The sequence below is a fragment of the Plantibacter lichenum genome (genome assembly GCF_050587525.1).
GTDB lineage: Bacteria > Actinomycetota > Actinomycetes > Actinomycetales > Microbacteriaceae > Plantibacter.
In genome coordinates, this window is sequence record NZ_JBOBFT010000009.1 from 72,150 (window position 1) to 85,848 (window position 13,699).

8 protein-coding genes are annotated in these 13,699 nt (G+C 68.8%); 5 read left to right on the forward strand and 3 right to left on the reverse strand.

Features of this window, described 5'->3' with window-relative positions; genetic code table 11:
* Positions 1-9: 9 nt before the first annotated feature.
* Together ACQ3HB_RS13445 and ACQ3HB_RS13450 are read left to right on the forward strand one after the other, a co-directional pair.
* A complete protein-coding gene (locus tag ACQ3HB_RS13445) occupies positions 10-1,182 on the forward strand; it encodes a sensor histidine kinase (protein ID WP_430920572.1) in 1,173 nt (390 codons plus the stop codon).
* The gene (locus ACQ3HB_RS13450) at positions 1,179-2,255 is read left to right on the forward strand and encodes a hypothetical protein (RefSeq protein WP_430920573.1); all 1,077 of its coding nucleotides are present in this window, start codon (positions 1,179-1,181) and stop codon (positions 2,253-2,255) included. Before ACQ3HB_RS13445 ends, ACQ3HB_RS13450 begins: the two co-directional genes overlap by 4 nt.
* 506 nt (positions 2,256-2,761) lie before the next feature.
* On the opposite strand, the gene ACQ3HB_RS13455 is transcribed toward ACQ3HB_RS13450, so the two are convergent.
* Both ACQ3HB_RS13455 and ACQ3HB_RS13460 read right to left on the reverse strand, forming a co-directional pair.
* A complete protein-coding gene (locus tag ACQ3HB_RS13455; protein ID WP_430920574.1) occupies positions 2,762-2,986 on the reverse strand; it encodes an acyl-CoA carboxylase subunit epsilon in 225 nt (74 codons plus the stop codon).
* On the reverse strand, positions 2,983-4,554 hold the full coding sequence (locus ACQ3HB_RS13460) for an acyl-CoA carboxylase subunit beta (RefSeq protein ID WP_430920681.1): 1,572 nt from the start codon (positions 4,552-4,554) through the stop codon (positions 2,983-2,985). The genes ACQ3HB_RS13455 and ACQ3HB_RS13460 overlap by 4 nt, the downstream gene beginning before the upstream one ends.
* Positions 4,555-4,724: 170 nt before the next feature.
* Between ACQ3HB_RS13460 and ACQ3HB_RS13465 the strand changes: the two genes are divergently transcribed.
* On the forward strand, positions 4,725-5,543 hold the full coding sequence (locus ACQ3HB_RS13465; RefSeq protein ID WP_430920575.1) for a biotin--[acetyl-CoA-carboxylase] ligase: 819 nt from the start codon (positions 4,725-4,727) through the stop codon (positions 5,541-5,543).
* Positions 5,544-5,860: 317 nt separating this feature from the next.
* Complete coding sequence (locus ACQ3HB_RS13470) at positions 5,861-6,532, forward strand: PH domain-containing protein (protein ID WP_430920576.1); 672 nt, start codon at positions 5,861-5,863, stop codon at positions 6,530-6,532.
* A gap of 62 nt (positions 6,533-6,594) precedes the next feature.
* On the opposite strand, the gene ACQ3HB_RS13475 is transcribed toward ACQ3HB_RS13470, so the two are convergent.
* Positions 6,595-7,653 (reverse strand): LacI family DNA-binding transcriptional regulator, encoded by a 1,059-nt coding sequence (locus ACQ3HB_RS13475; protein ID WP_430920577.1) that lies wholly within the window; start codon positions 7,651-7,653, stop codon positions 6,595-6,597.
* A 139-nt stretch (positions 7,654-7,792) separates the two neighbouring features.
* Between ACQ3HB_RS13475 and ACQ3HB_RS13480 the strand changes: the two genes are divergently transcribed.
* Positions 7,793-13,597 carry a GH92 family glycosyl hydrolase gene (locus ACQ3HB_RS13480; RefSeq protein WP_430920578.1) on the forward strand — a complete coding sequence of 1,935 codons (5,805 nt, stop codon included), beginning with the start codon at positions 7,793-7,795 and terminating at the stop codon, positions 13,595-13,597.
* Positions 13,598-13,699: the final 102 nt, after the last annotated feature.

Sequence of the window (13,699 nt, forward strand, 5' to 3'; positions counted from 1 at the left end):
CAGCGCCGGATGCTGAACACCGCGAACTTCGAACGCCTCCTCGGTCGTTCGGTCGCGCTCATCGGCACCGTGTTCGGGCTGCAGACGGCGTTGACCGCTGCCGGACAGGGCATCCAGATCGACGGCTGGCTGGGCATTGTCTACGTCGTCGCCGTCTTCGGCACCCTGTTCATCGCGATCGTCTGCAGCTTCTTCCTCTGGCACCACCGCGGCGCATCGGCAGTGTTCGCCGGCGTCTTCGCCGTGGCGCTCGTGATCTGGCCGCTCGTGAGCGATGACGTGCCGCGCGACGTCAACCAGGAACCGTGGATCTGGTACCTGTGCTCGATCGCCGCCGCGTTCGCCGTGGTCGCGATCCCGCTCCGCGCGGCGATCCTGTACACGCTCCTCACCTCGCTCATCTACGGCATCAACCGGATCGTCGATGCCGACTTCGTTCAGCCGTCGTGGGAGATCGGTGCGCTCGACGCGTCGTACGCCATGATCATCAGCGGTCTGATCGTGGTGCTCGTGAGTCTCTTCCGAACCCTCGCGAGCCGGGTCGACGTCGCCCGCGCCGCAGCCCTCGCGACCTACGACGCCGCCGTCAAGCAGCACGCGACCGAGGTCGAGCGCGTCGAGGTCGACTCGATCGTGCACGACAGCGTCCTCGCATCGCTGCTCGCGGCCGACCGGGCGGCGAGCCCGGAGTCCGAAGCCCTCGCCGTGGGGATGGCGCGCGTCGCGATCGAACAGCTCGAGGGCATCGGCGCGCCCGTCACGAGTGAGGACGAGGTCACGGGCCTCGCCGATCTCATCGAACGCCTCCGTGTCGCCGTCTCGATGATCGCGGAGCCGTACACGGTGACGATCGAAGGGTCGTCTGGCCGCGTCCTGCCCGTCTCGGTCGCCAACGCGATCTACTGGGCGACGGTGCAGGCGATGGTGAACAGCGTCGAGCACGCCGGTGCCGGCGTGCTCCGCACCCTGCACATCGAGGGGATCGCCACGGGCGGCGTCCGCGTCGTCATCGCCGATGATGGAATCGGTTTCGACCCCTCGCAGGTCGCCGAGGAGCGCTTGGGACTCAAGGTCTCGATCGTCGAACGCGTCGCCGGTGTCGGCGGCCACACGACGGTCGACTCAGCGCCCGGCCGTGGCGCCGTCATCACGATCGAATGGTCCCCGGAGGTGCACGTATGACCCCGGCACCGAGGTACGCCCTCGTCATCCTCGCCGCCCTCTTCTCCGGCTACCACCTGCTCCGAGCGGCGCTCACGCTCGACACGCCCCGCAACGTCCTGCCCATCATCATCGCGATGGTCATCTATGCGGCGGCAAGCATCCTCAGCCTCTGGCCGAGCAAGAGCACCCGGCTCCCGCCGTGGTTGGCGAGCTTCAACCTCGCGACCGCGATCGTCGTCCCGTTGCTCGTCACGAGCCAGCTGAACCCCGCACTCAACAACGGCTATGCGTCCTGGCACGTCGCGTCGATCGGCACGCTCATGACGATCACGGTCGTCCGGCAGCGCGAACTCATCGCGTACATCGGCATCATCTTCCTCTCCGTCCAGTCGATCGTGTGGGCGGGGCCAGGCCTCGCCTTCGGCATGGGGCTGAGCGGCAGCATCATCTGGGTCGTGCTTGCGAGTGTCCTGACGAGATCGATCGCGGGTGCGCGGCACGATGCGGAGCGGCTCACGGAGGCGGAGCACGCTACCTCCGACTGGCAGGCCGCGCAGTACGCGCACGTGCACGAGCGCCGTCGTCGGCTCAGCCAGACGAGTCGTCTCGCGACGCCGATGCTCCGCACGATCATCGCGAACGACGGCCGACTGTCCGCCGCGGACCGCACGGAGTGCCGGACGCTCGAAGCGAGTCTGCGCGATGAGATCCGCGGGCGCCACCTCCTGAACGACGCCGTCCGCCAGGAGGTCCTCGCGGCACGTCGTCGCGGCGCGATCGTCAACATGCTCGATGAGGGCGGACTCGACGAGCTCGAACCGGACGAGCTCCAGACGATCCTCGACCGCCTCGCCGCCGCGCTCTCGTCCTCCCGCGCTTCGCGTCTCATCGTGCGCAGCGTCCCGGACGACGAGCGGGTGGCCGTGACGGTCGTCGGCCTGAAGCCGGCGCACCACGACCCAGCCACCGCATCGGACGACGACGATGACGATTCCGAGGAGCTCGAATTGTGGCTGGAGATCCCGCGCCACGGCTCCTCTGACGACGTTCCGCTGCGCGGCACGGGGCTCTCGGACGCAAGCGGCCGCTGAGACGGCTGGCGGAGGCCGGTGGACGGCGACGAACGCCGGCGGAGACGTGTGGACGGCGACAGCCGGTCGATTCAGCCGACAGCCGGCGGGGTTCTGCGTGCGACGAGCACTCGCATCGGCTGAACAGGCCATCAAGGCGCTGCAGCACGTTCGCGGGTCACGCAAACCCCCTGAAAACAGGGAAGAGGGCCGGCACCCGATGCCGGCCCTCTGTTGACGTTCGTGGGTCAGAGCAATAACCCGAATATTGCTCTGACCCGCCCCCCAAACTCCCGCTCGCTTGCCCTAGATGGAGCGAGAGCTGGTGGTGCGGCCCGATGAGACACACCTATCGCTATTGATACTGCCCCCTCAGGGCTCTCCCCAACAGTCGGCACTATGGAGGACATGGTCGGGCGTCTTGATTTTTTGCGCGCGACAGACCGAGTCGGCGCCGGGGCGCACGAAACCATGGTGCTCGAGCGACGCGTGGCGATCCCGGCGGGAATCACCGATCACCCGCCCGATCAGGCGTCGAAACCGCGCCAGCGTCCGGGACCGACGATGAGCGGCTTCCGCAGGGCGCGCTGGCTCCGCTGCCACGGGGTCTGCAGGGGCGCGTCCTCCGAGGAGTCGTCCTCCGCGGCGCCGTCGGCGATCGCCTGCGTGAGGACGGCCGTGAGCGCCGCGACCTCTTCGTCCGTGGGAGCGCCACGGACGATCCGGATGTCGATCTCGGCCGGCTCGGTCACAGCGGGATGTTCCCGTGCTTCTTCGCGGGCAGGCTCGCACGCTTCGTGCGGAGGGCGCGCAGGGCCTTGATGACGGCGACGCGCGTCGCAGCCGGCTCGATGACGCCGTCGAGCTCGCCGCGTTCTGCGGCGAGGAACGGGCTGGCCACGTTGTACGTGTACTCGTTCGCGAGCTTCGTGCGGACGGCCGCGACGTCCTCGCCGGCCTCCTCCGCGCGCTTGATCTCGCCGCGGTAGAGGATGTTGACCGCGCCCTGACCGCCCATGACGGCGATCTCGGCCGTCGGCCAGGCGAGGTTGATGTCGGCGCCCAGCTGCTTCGAGCCCATCACGATGTACGCGCCGCCGTAGGCCTTGCGCAGGATGACCGTCACAAGCGGCACGGTCGCCTCGGCGTACGCGTAGAGCAGCTTCGCGCCGCGGCGGATGACGCCCGTCCACTCCTGGTCGGTGCCCGGCAGGTATCCGGGGACGTCCACGAGGGTGAGGATCGGGATGCTGAACGCATCGCAGAACCGCACGAACCGGCTGGCCTTCTCGCCGGCCTCGATGTTGAGCGTGCCCGCCATCTGCGAGGGCTGGTTGGCGATGACGCCGACCGAGCGGCCTTCGACCCGGGCGAACCCGATGACGATGTTGGGCGCGAAGAGCGGCTGGACCTCCAGGAAGTCGCCGTCGTCGACGACGTGCTCGATGACCGTCTTGACGTCGTACGGCTGGTTCGCGGAGTCGGGGATGAGGGTGTTGAGCTTGCGGTCCTCATCGGTGGTCTCGAGTTCCACCTCGGTGGGGAAGACGGTCGCCTCGGACAGGTTGTTGTCCGGGAGGAAGCCGACGAGCGTGCGGGCGTAGTCGAGCGCGTCGCCCTCGTCGCTCGCGAGGTAGTGGGCCACACCGGAACGCGTGTTGTGGGTGAGCGCGCCGCCGAGCTCCTCCATGCCGACGTCCTCGCCCGTGACCGTCTTGATGACGTCGGGGCCGGTCACGAACATCTGGCTGGTCTTGTCGACCATGATGACGAAGTCGGTGAGGGCGGGGGAGTACACGGCACCGCCGGCGGCCGGTCCCATGATGATCGAGATCTGCGGGATGACCCCGGAGGCCTGCGTGTTGCGGCGGAAGATCTCGCCGTATTTGCCGAGGGCGACGACGCCCTCCTGGATCCGGGCTCCGCCGGAGTCGAGCATGCCGATGATGGGCACACCCGTCTTGAGAGCGAGGTCCATGACCTTGATGATCTTCTCGCCGGCGACCTCGCCGAGCGATCCGCCGAAGATCGTGAAGTCCTGCGAGTACACGGCCACCTGGCGGCCGTGGATGGTGCCGGTGCCCGTCACGACGGCATCGCCGTATGGCCTGGAGCGGTCCATGCCGAAGGCCGTGGTGCGGTGACGGACGAACTCGTCGAGCTCGACGAAGCTGCCGTGGTCGAGGAGCTGCTCGATGCGCTCCCTGGCCGTCATCTTGCCCTTGGCGTGCTGTTTGGCGATGGCCGTCTCGCCACTCGCCGTCACCGCCTCGTGGTAGCGCGCTTTCAGGTCGGCGAGCTTGCCAGCAGTCGTGTACATGTCTGGGCCGGGGGTGGTTTCGTCGGTCACCGTTTCACCTTACCGTCCGTCCCCTCCACCAGGCCGTTGACGACAAGGCACAATCCGGGGTCGGATCCGTTGTCGGGGGTCTCCAATGGGTGCCGGGTGATGGACCCGGCGTCCTCCGGGCCGCTCGTTAGGCTGAACGGATGGACCTGCCTCGCACCGCCGCCGTCGTCTCCCGACTCGAGATCCTCGCCTTCGCCGGCTCCACGAACGACGAGCTCGTGGCGCGCGCCACCGGGACGGACACTGCCGAGTGGCCGGACTTCTCCGTCGTGCTGACCGACGACCAGCGGGGCGGCCGTGGTCGCCTGGGGCGCCCGTGGGTGGTGCCGGCCGGCGCATCGGTCGCGGTCTCGTTGCTGCTGCGACCCGTCACCCCGTCGGGTGCACCGCTCGGGATCGCGGGATACGGCTGGATCCCGCTGCTCGCCGGGGTGGCGCTGCACCGCGCGCTGCACGGGCTCGGCATCGAGGCCGGCGTGAAGTGGCCGAACGATGTGCTCGTCGACGGCGCGAAGATCTCCGGCATCCTCTCGGAACTCCTCCCCGGCGCGACGGGGGCGATCGTCGGCACCGGCATCAACCTCCGTCAGACGCGAGAGGAACTGCCCACGGACTGGTCGACCTCGCTCGCGCTCGCGGGCGTCGCCGACCCGGATCCCGATGCCGTGGTCTCCGCCTACCTCGCCGCCTTCCGCGAGCTGTACGAGGCGTACGTCGCGGCCGACGGCGATGCGGTCGCGAGCGGCCTGCGGGACGCCGTCATCGCCTCGTGCGTCACCCTCGGGACGGCCGTCCGCGTGGAACTCCCCGGGAGCGTCTTCCTCACGGGGACCGCGGAGTCGATCGATGCACTCGGGCAGCTCATCGTGCGCGATGGGGCCGGCGTCCTCACGACGGTCTCGGCAGGGGACGTCACGCATGTGCGGCCCGCCGCCGACCCGCTCGCTCCTGGTCGCTGAGCCTGTCGAAGTGCATGGCCCTTCGACAGGCTCAGGGACCGGAGCGGACGGATCGACCCCGGTCGCTGAGCTTGTCGAAGCGCGTGACCCCTTCGACAGGCTCAGGGACCGGACACGTCGACCCCGGTCGCTGAGCTTGTCGAAGCGCGTGACCCCTTCGACAGGCTCAGGGACCGGAGCGGACGGATCGACCCCGGTCGCTGAGCCTGTCGAAGTGCGTGACCCCTTCGACAGGCTCAGGGACCGGACCGCACCGGATCACGGATCCTCGGGGTGGCTGAGGAGGAGTTCAGGCTCGGACTGGTAGAAAGGTGAACATGGCTGATCCCGGCGTGACGGGGCCGGACAGGCCGGCCCCTCCTGCGGCGGCGACCGAACGGGTCGTCGCACGCCTGCGTCCGCATGCCCGGATCCTGTTCTTCCCCGCCCTCCTGCTCATCGCGTCGGTGGGTGCGATCGCGTACTTCTTCGGATCGTTCCCGGAAGCGTGGCAGAACTGGGCGGTCCTCGGCGGCGGTGTGCTCGTCATCCTCCTCGGCTGTGTGCTGCCGTACGTGAACTGGATGTCGGTGCGCTACGTCATCACGACGCGTCGCCTCATCGTGCGTCGCGGCTTCTTCGTGCGCGTCCGCCAGGAGCTGTACCACGCTCGCGGATACGGCATCACGGTCCACCGCACCTGGCTGCAGAGTGCGTTCCGGAGCGGCAACGTGCGGGTGACCTCCGGCGGCGAACTGCCGGTGGTGCTGCGCGATGTCCCCTCAGCAGTCCTCGTGCAGAACGCGCTCCACGAGCTCGTGGCCGAGAACCAGAGCATCGTCGCCCCGTATCCGGGCGCTTCGTCGTCGATGCCGACCACCAACTTCGGCTCTGGCTTCGGCGGCGGTCAGACGGGTCAGGCTCCGCACCACGGCGGCCAGCACGGTTTCGGCGGGAACAGCGGCTACGGCGGCAACAACGGCTACGGCCCGACCGGCGGCATCGCCTGAGCCCACTCGGGCACACCCTGAGCGGACCCGGGCGGATCCGCGGCGGACCCGCGAGGATCGCTTCACGCTGAGGCGATGGGCGGAGTCCGCTCGCCCGATCCTCGCGCGACGAGGGTCGTGGGCAAGACGAAGGTGCGCGGTTCGACGGTGTGCGCCCCGAGGTGTTCGAGGGCGAGCAGACCGGCCCGCCGCCCCATCTCGACCGGATCGTTCGCGACGACCGTGATGCCGATGAATTCCGCGAGGTCGAAGTCGTCGAAGCCGATGAGGGCCGGACGGTCCGCCTCCGGCCGGTTGCCGAACGCCTGCAGCGCGCCGACCGTCGCCCGGTTGTTGCTCGCGAACACGGCGGTGGGCGGTTCGGCGAGGTCGAGGAGCTCGGTCGTCCGGTGGCACGCGGTCATCGCATCGTGGGCACCATCGCGGACGAGTTCCCGCCAGCTCTCGATTCCGGCCGCGTCCATCGCCTCCGCGAAGCCCGCGAGACGGTCCCGGTAGGTGGGCAGCCAGGCGTAGTCGCCGAGGAAGGCCGCGCGACGGTGTCCGAAGGAGAGGAGGTGCGCAGCCGCATCGCGACTGCCGCCGTGGTTGTCGAAGACCACGGAGTCCGCCGCGATGCCGGAGGCCGCGCGGTCGACGAAGACGACGGGGATGCCGCGATCCTGCAGGGAGCGGTACTCGGCGTGCTCGTCCATCGCGGACACGACGATGACTGCCTTCACCTGTCGTCTCGCGAGTTCGTCGACGAGCGCGCGTTCCGTCTCGGCGGATTCATCGGAGCTCGCGAGTGTGAGCTGGAGGCCTTTCCCGCGGATCTCGTCTTCGACGCCCTTCGCGAGCGCGGCGTAGAACGGGTTGGCGAGGTCGCCGGTGACGAGACCGACGGTGTTCGAGGTGATGCCGCGGGCGAGGAGACTCGCCATCGTGTTGAGCTGGAAGCCGAGCGCGGAGGCGGAGCCGAGGACGCGGTCGCGCGTCTCCTGGCGGACGTACTGTTCGCCGTTGACCGCTCGCGATGCCGTCTTGAGGCTCACGCCGGCGTGGTCGGCGACGTCCTGGAGGGTCACGGCGCCGCGCGGGCTCTGGACCCCGCGTGCGCTGCCGCTCGTGGCTTCGTCCACGCTGCTCCGTTCGGGTCGCTCAGGTGAATGTCCGACAAACGTCGGCTTGACAGGAGATTGGCACATCGCCAAGATACACACTATGACAGCGCTGTCACAGACGGCGCCGCGACCCCCACCTCTGAGATTTGGAGTCCCGTTGACATCGACGTCGACGACCGCCCGACCGCGGTCAGCCCCACGCCATCTGAAGCGCCCGAGGGCGCTCCTCGCCCTCGTCGTCGCAGCCTCCGCCGCGGCGTCAGGCCTCGTCATCGCCGCGCCGGCCAACGCCGCGTCGGACGCGACGTTCTGGTCGTCCTTCGAAAGCGCCGACCCCCAGCCGGCCGACAGCAAGCCGTTCGGCCAACAGACCAACGTCACCGGTTCGCGTTTCGCGGCCGGCAGCCTCCTCGGTTCCGTCGACCAGGTCACCTTCAGCGCCCAGAACACCCCGAACGAAGTCGCCGCGAACCTCGCCGACGGCAACGTCAACAGCAAGTGGCTCGCCTTCGCCTCGGCGGGCTGGGTCGCCTACCACCTGAAGACCCCGCAGGTCGTGCGCGGCTACTCGCTCACCTCCGCCGACGACGCGCCGGGCCGCGACCCGCGCAACTTCCAGATCGAGGGCTCCACGAACGGGACCGACTGGGTCGCGATCGACGCCCAGACCGACCAGAGCTTCTCCGATCGCAAGACCACCAAGAGCTACACGGCGGCGAACGAGACCGCGTACCCCTGGTACCGGCTCAACGTCCTCGCGATCGGCAGCGGGAACATCGTCCAGCTCGCCGACTGGGACATCAACGATGGAACGACGACCCCGCCGCCGGCATCGCCCATCGTCACCCAGGTCGGAGCCGGACCCACCTCCGGCTACAACATGAAGTCGGGCGCAGGATTCTCCGGCGCGAAGTCGCTTCGCTACGCCGGTTCGCACCTCGGTGACGGTGAAGCGATCGCGACGAACGAGCTGCTCTCCGTCGACGTCCCGATCACGGCCGGCCAAGAGCTCAGCTACAAGATCTTCCCCGAGCTGGGATCCGGGCTGCAGTACGCCGCGACGTACGCCGCGATCGACCTCGTCCTCGACGACGGCACGCGAACCTCTGCCAAGGGCCTCCTCGACGGCAACGGCTTCGGCTCCGACGCCAAGGCCCAGGGCACGCAGAAGGCCCTCTACGCCAACCAGTGGAACTCCGTCCACGTCGACCTCTCCGGCCTCGAAGGCCGCCGCGTCTCGAAGATCCTCCTCAGCTACGACAACCCGGGCGGCGCAGCCGGTACGAAGTTCGCCGGCTGGATCGACGATGTGAGCATCGCCCCGGCCGCCACGGTCGACGGCTCGAGCCTCGTCAACTACGTCGACACCCGCCGAGGGACGCTGTCCAGCGCGAGCTTCTCCCGCGGCAACAACATCCCGGCGACCGCGGTGCCGAACGGCTTCAACTTCTTCACGCCGATGACGAACGCGAACACCGACTCCTGGCTCTACAACTACGCGTCGGGCAACAACAGCAACAACCTGCCGACGCTGCAGGGCATCGGCATCTCGCACGAGCCGAGCCCGTGGATGGGCGACCGGAACCAGCTGGCGATTATGCCCGCGACGTCGGCGACCCCCAACGGCTCGCTCTCGAACCGTGCGCTCGAATTCAGCCACAACACGGAGATCGCTCGCCCCGACCTCTACAGCGTCAAGTTCACGAACGGCTTGATCACCGAGGTCACCCCGACCGACCACGGCGGCGTGTACCGCTTCCAGTTCCCCGGCAACGGCGGCAGCGTGCTGCTCGACCAGGTCGCAGGAACGGCATCGCTCACCGTCGCAGCCGACGGCACCGTGTCCGGGTATGTGGAAGGCGGCAGCGGACTCTCCGCAGGTCGCAGCCGCATGTTCGTCTCCGGCGCGTTCGACGCGACGCCGACCGGCGTCGGCAAGCCCTCGGGCGACCGCGCCAACGCGAAGTTCGCGAGCTTCGACCGGAAGAACGTGCAGCTCCGCATCGCCACGTCGTTCATCTCCCTCGACCAGGCGAAGAAGAACCTCGACCTCGAGGTCACGGGCCGCAGCTTCGACGACGTCAAGAACGCCGCGACGAAGCAGTGGAACGACCGGCTCGGCGTCATCGACGTGGAAGGCGCGACCGCAGCGCAGAACACGACGCTGTACTCGAACCTGTACCGGATGAACCTCTACCCCAACTCGCAGTTCGAGAACACCGGCACCGCAGAGGCGCCCGTGTACAAGTACGCGAGCCCCGTCGCCCCGCAGACCGGATCCGCGACGCCGACGGCCACGAACGCCAAGGTCGTCGACGGCAAGATCTACGTCAACAACGGCTTCTGGGACACCTACCGCACCGTGTGGCCCGCCTATTCCGCGCTCTACCCGGACCTCGAGCAGGAACTCGTCGACGGCTTCGTCCAGCAGTACCGCGACTCCGGTTGGGTCGCCCGCTGGTCCTCGCCCGGCTACGCCGACCTCATGACGGGCACGAGCTCCGACGTCGCCTTCGCCGACGCGTACCTGAACGGTGCGATCGACACGAAGACGGCGCTGGAAGCGTACGACGCGGCCGTCAAGAACGCGACCGTGCTCCCGACGTCCAACGCTGTCGGTCGGAAGGGCCTCGACCAGTCGATCTTCCTCGGCTACACGCCCGCCGCGACGCACGAAAGCGTCTCATGGGGTCTTGAAGGCCTGACGAACGACTACGGCATCGGCCGCATGGCGGCGAAGCTCGCGGAGGACCCGGCCGTTCCGGCAGAGCGGGTCGCGCAGCTCAAGGAGGAGTCCTCCTACTTCCTTGAACGGGCGACCACCTACGGCAACCTGTTCGACCCGTCCATCGGGTTCTTCCAGGCGCGGAACGCCGACGGCGGCTTCGAGGTCGGCGCAGACTCCTTCGACCCCGAGGACTGGGGCGGCGCCTTCACCGAGACGAACGGTTGGAACTTCGCGTTCCACGCACCGTTCGACATCGACGGCCTCGCAGCCCTCTACGGCGGCACCGACGGCCTGGTCGCGAAACTCGACCAGTTCTTCGGCACCCCCGAGACCGCGACGAAGCCGGGCGGCTACGGCGGCGTCATCCACGAGATGGTCGAAGCGCGCGACGTGCGCCTCGGACAGCTCGGCATGAGCAACCAGCCCTCCCACCACATCCCGTACCTCTACGCTGCAGCGGGCGCACCGAGCAAGACGCAGGCGATCACGCGTGAGATCCTGCAGCGCCTCTACGTCGGATCCGACATCGGCCAGGGCTACCCGGGCGACGAGGACAACGGCGAGATGAGCGCCTGGTACGTGTTCTCCGCCCTCGGCTTCTACCCCGAGGTCGTCGGATCCGGTGAGTACGTCATCGGTTCGCCGCTCTTCACGAAGGCGACCGTGCACCTGAAGGACGGCAAGGACCTCGTCATCAACGCCCCGAAGAACTCGCCGAAGAACGTGTACGTGCAGTCCGCGTCCTTCAACGGCAAGGCCCTCGACCAGGCGACGATCTCGACCGACATCATGCGCACGGGCGGCACGCTCGACTTCGACCTCGGCTCCAAGCCGTCGTCGTGGGGCGAGCGCACCTCGACCGAGGAGGCCCGCGTCCCGTACGTCGACGCGACGAAGCCGTCCTTCGGCACCGTCACCTCGAGCGACGGCACCGACGTCAAGGCGCTGACCGACGACAACTCGCGTTCGGTCGCGACCTTCACGACGGCCACACCGACCGTCCAGTGGACGTCGGCATCTGGTCCCGTCGCTGTCGCGTCCTACACGATCACCAACGGCCCCTCCGGCGCTGCACCGTCGGCGTGGACGCTCGAGGGCTCGGCCGACGGCCAGACCTGGCTGCCGATCGACGAACGCACCGCACAGACGTTCACCTGGGCCACCCAGACGCGTCCATTCGTGCTGAAGGACGCGCAGCCGTACAGCCACTACCGGCTCGCGATCACGGCGTCCTCCGACGGCTCCGCACCGCGGATCGCGGAGCTCGAACTGCTTGCAGACACCACGAAGCAGTCGGGCGACTTCGCCCTCACGGCGAGCCCGAACGTCACCGGCGCACCCGGCATCGAAGTGAGCGCACCGCTCGCGACGCTGTCCGGCGGGAAGTCGGACAAAGCGTCGGACTACGCGGCGACCGTCGACTACTTCGACGGCTCCGGTCCGCAGGCGGCAACGATCACGAAGTCGCCGCTCGGCGGCTGGGCGATCGCCGCACCGCACACCTTCGCGGCTGCCGGAACGTACAACGCACAGGTGACCGTCACCGAGGGCGTGGCGCAGGCCGCCGTCCTCGCGACGATCACGATCGCGAAGAACACGAGCCTCACGGCAGCGTTCGACAGCGTGTGCATCAGCGATCCGGGCCTCGTCGGGAACTGCGACCAGTTGAACTACGCGTTCGACCGTTCGAAGCTCGCATCGACAGGCTTCACCCAGGGCACCACGGTCGCCGTCCCCGGCACCTCGTTGACCTTCGACCTGCCGCAGATCGCACCCGGCCAGCCGGACAACGCGATGGGCAGCGGGCAGACGATCAGCGTCGACCTCGGCGAGGGGGCGACCCAGCTCTCCGTCATCGGAACGGGCACGGAGAAGCACCAGCAGTCGAAGGGCGTCCTCACGTTCTCCGACGGCACTACCCAGGAGATCGAGCTCAACTTCGGTGACTGGACCGGAGCGGCGGCGAACCCGCTGTTCGGGAACACCGTCGTCGGGAAGTCCGCCGGTCGCCTGTCCGGTGCCACGGGAAGCGATGGCGTGACCGCCGCGATCTACTCGACCGCCCCGATCACGCTCCCCGAGGGCAAGACGGTCGTCTCCCTCACCCTGCCGAAGCAGCCGGGCACACCGAAGAGCGACGGACGGATCCACGTGTTCGCCATCGCCTCCGACGGTGCACGCACCGCTCCGACGCCGTTCGCGGCAGAGGGCAGCGACGTCGCAACGCAGACGAGCGGGATCGAGTTCACGAGTGAACTCGCGACCGTCTCCGGCGGAGCGGGCGCCTACACGGCGACCGTCAATTGGGGCGACGGCACGGCGACCACCACGGGTGTCATCTCGGAGGCTGAAGCGGGCGCCGCCATCAGCGGAACCCACACCTACGCCAAGGCGGGCGCCTACACGGTGACCGTCACGGCGGACGACTCGGAGCGGAGCATCGCCACCACGACGACGATCACCGTGGACGATCCGATCACTTACACGCCGCAGATCGCGGTGGACGGTGCGACGGTCGCCCCGGGGGCCACGGTCACGATCACGGGCTCAGGCTTCGCAGCCGAGGAGACCGTCGACCTGAAGCTCAGCAGCACGCCGGAGGTCACCGGTCAGGCGACCACCGACGCGGACGGCGCCTTCACCCAGACGATCGTCGTCCCTGTCGGTGCTGCCGACGGCGAGTACCCGCTGACGGCGACGGGCGCGACCTCGGTCGTCGCCGCCACAGCATCGATCCGCGTGCTCACGCAGACGCCGCCCGAGCTCGACCCCACGGTCACGCTCTCGGCAGGCACGGCGCGTCCGGGTGACACGCTGTCCGTCAGCGGCACCGGCTACGCGGTCGGCGAGCAGGTCGAGGTGATCCTCCACTCGGAGCCCGTCACCCTCGGCACGTTCCAGGCGAACGGTGACGGCGTCTTCCAGGCGAACGTCGTCCTCCCCTCGGACGCACCGCTCGGCGAGCACACGATCGAGGTCCTCGGGCTCGGCTCCGGGGCGAGCGCGAGCGCACCGCTCACGCTCGTCGCGAAGCTGCCGGACCCGGGCACGGGAGGCGGCGGGACCACGCCCGTCCGTCCCGGCGACTACGACGGGATCCTCAAGACGACCGGTGCGCAGGGGGTCGAGGCCGGTGGCCTCATCGCCCTCGCCCTGATCGTGGTCGGCGGCGCCGCTGTCGGCGCCGGCTTCCTGATCCGTCGTCGCCGGAACCGCGAACAGCTGATCGGCTGACCGACCTGACCGGTGGCGGCTGAGGGGCCGCCGCCGGTCGAACGGAACGCCCCGTCGCCACGACTCCGGTCGTCGGTGGCGGGGCGTTCGTCGTGCATCCGC

Coding starts and splice junctions, on each gene's coding strand:
- ACQ3HB_RS13445 (WP_430920572.1), top strand. CDS start 10: ATGCTGAACACCGCGAACTTCGAACGCCTCCTCGGTCGTTCGGTCGCG.
- ACQ3HB_RS13450 (WP_430920573.1), top strand. CDS start 1,179: ATGACCCCGGCACCGAGGTACGCCCTCGTCATCCTCGCCGCCCTCTTC.
- ACQ3HB_RS13460 (WP_430920681.1), bottom strand. CDS start 4,554: ATGTACACGACTGCTGGCAAGCTCGCCGACCTGAAAGCGCGCTACCAC.
- ACQ3HB_RS13465 (WP_430920575.1), top strand. CDS start 4,725: ATGGACCTGCCTCGCACCGCCGCCGTCGTCTCCCGACTCGAGATCCTC.
- ACQ3HB_RS13470 (WP_430920576.1), top strand. CDS start 5,861: ATGGCTGATCCCGGCGTGACGGGGCCGGACAGGCCGGCCCCTCCTGCG.